The sequence below is a fragment of the Flavobacterium sp. YO12 genome (genome assembly GCF_004119495.1).
Lineage (GTDB): Bacteria > Bacteroidota > Bacteroidia > Flavobacteriales > Flavobacteriaceae > Flavobacterium.
This window is the reverse complement of sequence record NZ_NRQU01000113.1, coordinates 1-6,076: the sequence shown is the minus strand read 5'-3', so window position 1 is coordinate 6,076 and position 6,076 is coordinate 1. Positions and strand designations below refer to the sequence as shown.

Below are 6,076 nucleotides of genomic sequence, written 5' to 3'. Positions count from 1 at the left end.
TTTTTAACGCTTAATTTCAATTTTAAACTGAATACCATGACTGGCCACTAAAAACTGACCACTGAACAACTACTTCACCATAATTCCTTCAACAAACAAAATTGGCACTTCTTCAGTATCATTTTCGTTGATTAAATTAGATTTGAAAGTAAATTTCTTATCGTACAAAGTATTTCCGATGAAAAAAAGTCACCATAAATTCATTGTTCATAACCAGAAGACTTTTCTCAATCATCTCAATTTTTACTACAGAAACTGCTGGAACTTCAACAAAAGCATGACGCAAAATTGAGGTTTTTTTCATTTCTCCATCAATAGTTCCAAATGCTTTTGAAACCACCATTACGCTGTCTAAATTAAAATCGCTGTCATTTACAAGATAAGCATACCATACTTTCTCCATAAAATCGTCGCTCCATTCCTGAACCGCCGCTAGAAACACGTTTTCAACTATCGGAATTATTATATCTTTTTTCATTTTAGTCAAAAGTTTAAAAGTCGAAAGTCATAAAGTCGAAAACCTCAAAGTAATGACTTTATGACTTTCGACTTTATGACTTTTAGACTTAGAATTATATATTTGCTTTGAATTGCTCTAAGAAACGAACATCGTTTTCATAAAACATACGGATATCGCCAATTTGGTATAAAAGCATCGCAATACGCTCTACTCCCATTCCAAATGCAAAACCGTTATATTCATCTGGATTTATATCACAGTTTTTCAAAACGTTAGGATCAACCATTCCACAACCTCCAATTTCTAACCATCCAGTACCTTTTGTAATACGATAATCCGTTTCGGTTTTTAAACCCCAATAGATATCAATTTCAGCACTTGGTTCTGTAAATGGAAAGTATGACGGACGAAGACGAATTTTAGATTTTCCGAACATTTCTTTTGTAAAATAAAGTAACGTTTGTTTCAAATCAGCAAAAGAAACATCTTTATCAATATACAATCCTTCTACTTGATGAAAAATACAGTGCGAACGAGATGAAATTGCTTCGTTACGGAATACACGTCCTGGAGAAATTGTACGAATTGGCGGTTTATGATTTTCCATATAACGCACCTGAACAGATGATGTATGCGTACGCAACAACACATCAGGATTTGTTTGGATAAAAAACGTATCCTGCATATCACGCGCCGGATGATATTCTGGCAAGTTCAATGCTGTAAAATTATGCCAGTCGTCTTCTATTTCTGGACCTTCAGAAACGTTGAAACCAATATTAGCAAAAATATCAATAATCTGATTTTTAACGATCGAAATCGGGTGGCGAGAACCAATAATTACTGGTTCTGCTGCACGTGTTAAATCTCCAAAAACTCCTTTTGTTTCTTGTTTGCTTTCCAGTTCTTCCTGAATAACGCGAACTTTTTCTTCAGCAACAGCTTTTAGTGTATTAATTACCTGTCCAAAATCTTTTTTCTGATCGTTTGGAATGTTCTTGAACTCTGTAAAAAGTTCTTTCAATAATCCTTTACTACCTAAATATTTAATACGGAATTGCTCTAAGGATTCTTTATTTTTGTCATTAAAGGCTTTAGCTTCCTCTATATGTTCTTTTATCTTGTCTATCATTTTCCTTCAATAATTGAGAATACAAATTTAGTAAAAAAGTGAGATGTTAAGAGTGAGATGTTTGAAGTATTTTCCAAACTTCTATCATAATTTCAATCTAAAATCTAAAATCTACATTCAAATCCCGAAGCATCGGGATAAATTTTCTATTCTATTACTTCTCTTTCTAAAAAATAATTAACGATTGCTTCTTTCATTAAAACTGATTGTTCACCCGCTTTTAAAGCCGGTAATTGTTCTTTTACTTTGTAATGCGGCCAGCCTTCGCCATCGAAAAAATCAAATTCATAAAACCCATAAGGCTCCAATAATCTGCAGATTGCAATGTGCATCAAATTTAATTTTTCATCTTTCTTGAACTCTCGATGAACTTTTCCGAGTTCCTGAACCCCAATTAAATAAATAATTGCATCTAAGTCTAAGTCTTCGCCTTGCGAAAATTGATTTGAAAGTATATCGACGAGCTTTTCCCAGCGCTCTTTTAGTTGTGTATCTCTTGACATTTTATTTATGATTTTAGATCTTAGATCCAGATTGCTGATTTAAAAAATCTAAAATCTGCAATCTGAATTCTAAAATTAGAGTTGCAAAGATAAGAACTTCAAATCCAAAGACCTCAAAAAACGAAAACTTCCGTTTTACGGGATCAAAATGTCAAGAATGTCTATGGATTTTGAAAATTAAAAACTTTACTCCTTTAAAGCTTTGCTCCTTTGAACCTAAAAAAAAGATCTATATTTGCGCCTTTATTAAATCCACAGAAAACATGAGTTTTTTTGATATTATTGTTGGTGCACTTTTAGGTTTTAGCTTATACAAAGGCATTAAAAATGGGCTTTTTGTAGAAGTTGCCTCTTTTATTTCGTTGTTGTTAGGAATTTATTTAGCGATTAAATTTTCTTCTTTAATGAAAGATATAATCAGCAAACATGTGTCGTGGAATCCAAGCACAATTCAAATTACAGCTTTTATACTAACTTTTGTTTTAGTTGTAATTGGTGTTTATTTTTTAGCCAAAATCCTTACGGGAATTGCTGATTTTGCTTTTTTAGGATGGGCAAATAAATTAGGCGGAGGTTTTTTTAGGGTTTTAAAATCAATTCTTATTTTAAGTATTTTTATTACCTTGTTTGAAAAAATCAATTTCAATAATACTTTCGCTAAAAAAGAAACTCTGGATAACTCTATTTTTTATAATCCGGTAAAAAAAGTGGCCGCTTTTGTGTATCCTTCAATCGAAAAATGGTACGAGAATTTTAAAGACAATCAGTCAGAGAATTCCTCAAAAAACAGCAATACATCACCACAGTAATCTGCTTACTGCTTTAAATTTCTTTTCTTTCTCTTTTTAAATCATTGATTTACATATTTTTAAATTATTAAAAATATTAAATGATCAACAAGAAGAGTTATGCATTTTATTTATTTAATTTGTAAAAATTTACTTCGCAAATGAATAAAAAAGTAGAAACCTGCTCTGTTCCAAAAAGTGAACAAAATGCAATGAAAGCAATTACAATTGACTGTGTTGTGTTTGGTTTTGAAGAAGGAAGTCTAGAAGTGCTTTTAGTGCAGCATGCTGAAGGAATCAGCAAAGGAAAATGGGGACTTCCGGGCGGATGGATTAATAAAAACGAAAGCACTGATACTGCTGCTCAACGTTTATTGAGTGAACTTACAGGTCTTGATAACATCTATTTGGAACAGTTAAAAGTGTTTAGCGATCCAGATCGTTTTCCGCTTCGGCGGGTTATTACTATAGGATATTACGCTCTTGTAAAAAGAGAAGATTATAATATTAAAGTTGGTTTCACCGCATCTGATGCAAAATGGTACAAAATAAACAACATTCCTGATTTAATCTACGATCATAACGAAATCCTATCTTACAGTTTACAGCACCTTCGCAGCAGAGTTCGCCATGCTCCTATTGGTTTCAATCTTCTTCCTGAAAAATTTACTTTACTGCAGTTGATGCATCTTTACGAAGAAATTCTTGGTGTTGCATTAGAAAAATCAAATTTTAGAAGAAAAATTCTTCATATGAAACTACTGCTTGAACTGGATGAAAAAGAACAAGATGTTTCGCATAGAGCTGCAAAACTTTATAAGTTTGATGACGAAATCTACAAGAAATTAACTCAAAAAGGGTTTAATTTTGAATTTTAAAGCACTTTTTAAATCTTAGCTTTTAACTATCGGGCTTCTGAATTCCAGAATCCAAAACTTTGCGCTATCTTTGCGGCTTAGTAACATACGCTAAAGCAATTGTTAGAGCGCAATTTACATTAAAAGAAATACTTAAACTCGATTAGAGAACTTATATATTACAATGAAGAAGATTCGTAATTTTTGCATTATTGCACACATTGACCACGGTAAAAGCACACTGGCAGATAGATTATTGGGTGCTACTCAAACCGTTACAGCCCGTGAAGAAAAAGCTCAATTGCTTGACAACATGGATCTGGAGCGTGAACGTGGTATTACCATAAAAAGTCACGCTATTCAAATGGAATACACTTACAAAGGTGAAGAATACATTTTGAATTTGATTGACACTCCTGGACACGTTGATTTCTCATACGAAGTTTCACGTTCAATTGCTGCCTGCGAAGGTGCACTTTTAATTGTTGATGCTGCGCAAAGTATTCAAGCACAAACTATTTCTAATTTATACTTAGCATTAGAAAATGACTTAGAAATTATTCCGGTTTTAAACAAAGTAGATTTACCAAGTGCAAATCCTGAAGAAGTGAGCGATGATATTATCGATTTGCTGGGATGTAAATTGGAAGATATTATTCATGCTTCTGGAAAAACAGGTTTTGGTGTTGAAAATATCTTAGCTGCAATTATCGAAAAAATTCCAGCTCCAAAAGGAAATCCTGAAGAACCTTTACAAGCTTTGATTTTTGACTCGGTTTACAATCCATTTCGTGGAATCGAAGTTATTTTTAGAGTTGTAAATGGTGAAATTAAAAAAGGACAAAAAATTAAATTCATGGCTACTGGCAATGAATATTTTGCGGACGAAATTGGAACTTTAAAATTAAATCAAGTTCCTAAAAATGTGGTTTCTGCTGGAGATGTTGGTTATTTGATTTCAGGAATTAAAGAAGCACGCGAAGTAAAAGTAGGTGATACTATTACAGATGCAAAAGTGCCTACTACAAATATGATTACTGGTTTTGAGGACGTAAAACCAATGGTATTTGCAGGAATTTATCCTGTTGATACTGAAGATTACGAAGATTTACGTTCTTCTATGGAAAAATTACAGCTAAACGATGCTTCGTTAGTATTTACTCCCGAAAGTTCTGCAGCGTTAGGATTTGGTTTCCGTTGCGGATTCTTAGGAATGCTTCACATGGAAATTATTCAGGAACGTTTAGAGCGTGAGTTCGATATGACTGTAATTACTACTGTTCCTAACGTTTCGTATCTGGCTTATACTAAAAAAGAACCAGAAAAAGCTTTAATTGTAAACAATCCGTCAGACTTGCCGGAACCTTCAAAACTAGACAGAGTTGAAGAACCCTACATCAAAGCAACTATTATTACAAAATCTGATTTCGTAGGTAATGTAATGAGTTTATGTATTGAGAAACGTGGTGTAATTACCAATCAAACGTATTTAACTACAGAACGTGTTGAATTGAATTTTGATATGCCTTTGGCTGAGATTGTATTTGATTTTTACGATCGTTTAAAAACAGTTTCTAAAGGTTATGCTTCTTTTGATTATTCTCCTATTGGAATGAGAACTTCAAAATTGGTAAAACTGGATGTACTTTTAAATGCACAAACAGTTGATGCTCTTTCTGCTTTAATTCACGAAGACAATGCTTACAATATTGGTAAGAAAATGACCGAAAAATTACGTGAGCTGATTCCAAGACAACAGTTTGATATTCCAATTCAGGCTGCAATTGGAGCTAAAATTATCGCTCGTGAAACCATTAAAGCACTTCGTAAAGACGTTACCGCAAAATGTTACGGTGGAGATATTTCGCGTAAGCGTAAACTTCTTGAAAAACAGAAAAAAGGTAAAAAACGTATGCGTCAAGTAGGAAACGTTGAGATTCCACAAGAAGCGTTTATGGCTGTTTTGAAATTGAATGATTAGATTTTTTAGTTTAGAAAAAAGAATCAAGAGACAAGAATAGAGATTAAACCCAATGACGAAAGTTGTTGGGTTTTTTGTTTATTTTTGATAAAAAGGATTTATGCGAACAATAAGTGGTGAAGAATTTCAGAAAATAATTTATTCTGATGATGTAACTGAAATTTCAAATCTTGTAGTTGAAATTAATATTCCTCTAAACATTGATTTAAAAAATGTTAATTTATATATTACTTTTTCAACCTTAGAGTTTAAAGGAAAACAAATTCGATTTTACAAGTATAAAAAAGAATGCTTACATCTATTTAGATTTGAAGAATGTCTTTTTGAATGCAATATACTTTTCGAAAGTGATTTT

6 protein-coding genes and 1 pseudogene are annotated in these 6,076 nt (G+C 32.5%); 4 read left to right on the top strand and 3 right to left on the bottom strand.

The annotated features are described in order from the left end of the window. Positions 1-69 precede the first annotated feature (69 nt). The 3 genes and pseudogenes from BOW55_RS20330 to BOW55_RS20320 all read right to left on the bottom strand — a co-directional run bounded on the left by BOW55_RS20330 (position 70) and on the right by BOW55_RS20320 (position 2,095). A pseudogene (locus BOW55_RS20330) lies at positions 70-478 on the bottom strand (hypothetical protein). 94 nt (positions 479-572) lie between these two features. Beyond that, on the bottom strand, positions 573-1,592 hold the full coding sequence (locus BOW55_RS20325; RefSeq protein ID WP_089053332.1) for a phenylalanine--tRNA ligase subunit alpha: 1,020 nt from the start codon (positions 1,590-1,592) through the stop codon (positions 573-575). Between the two features lie 146 nt (positions 1,593-1,738). Then, complete coding sequence (locus BOW55_RS20320; RefSeq protein ID WP_089057145.1) at positions 1,739-2,095, bottom strand: hypothetical protein; 357 nt, start codon at positions 2,093-2,095, stop codon at positions 1,739-1,741. 263 nt (positions 2,096-2,358) lie between these two features. On the opposite strand from BOW55_RS20320, the gene BOW55_RS20315 reads away from it, so the two are divergent. The 4 genes from BOW55_RS20315 to BOW55_RS21100 form a co-directional block, all read left to right on the top strand. Then, positions 2,359-2,904 (top strand): CvpA family protein, encoded by a 546-nt coding sequence (locus tag BOW55_RS20315; RefSeq protein WP_129026248.1) that lies wholly within the window; start codon positions 2,359-2,361, stop codon positions 2,902-2,904. Between the two features lie 140 nt (positions 2,905-3,044). Continuing rightward, on the top strand, positions 3,045-3,761 hold the full coding sequence (locus BOW55_RS20310) for an NUDIX domain-containing protein (protein WP_129026246.1): 717 nt from the start codon (positions 3,045-3,047) through the stop codon (positions 3,759-3,761). Positions 3,762-3,924: 163 nt separating this feature from the next. Beyond that, a complete protein-coding gene (gene lepA / locus BOW55_RS20305; protein WP_129026244.1) occupies positions 3,925-5,721 on the top strand; it encodes a translation elongation factor 4 in 1,797 nt (598 codons plus the stop codon). A 100-nt stretch (positions 5,722-5,821) separates the two neighbouring features. Continuing rightward, positions 5,822-6,076, top strand: a 255-nt coding sequence (locus BOW55_RS21100; protein WP_206733636.1) for a hypothetical protein, incomplete at its 3' end; no start/stop codon positions are given.

Bases quoted from the DNA above. Each gene is read 5' to 3' on its own strand.
- BOW55_RS20310 (WP_129026246.1), top strand. From the start codon at position 3,045: ATGAATAAAAAAGTAGAAACCTGCTCTGTTCCAAAAAGTGAACAAAAT.
- BOW55_RS20325 (WP_089053332.1), bottom strand. From the start codon at position 1,592: ATGATAGACAAGATAAAAGAACATATAGAGGAAGCTAAAGCCTTTAAT.
- BOW55_RS20320 (WP_089057145.1), bottom strand. From the start codon at position 2,095: ATGTCAAGAGATACACAACTAAAAGAGCGCTGGGAAAAGCTCGTCGAT.
- BOW55_RS20315 (WP_129026248.1), top strand. From the start codon at position 2,359: ATGAGTTTTTTTGATATTATTGTTGGTGCACTTTTAGGTTTTAGCTTA.
- lepA (WP_129026244.1), top strand. From the start codon at position 3,925: ATGAAGAAGATTCGTAATTTTTGCATTATTGCACACATTGACCACGGT.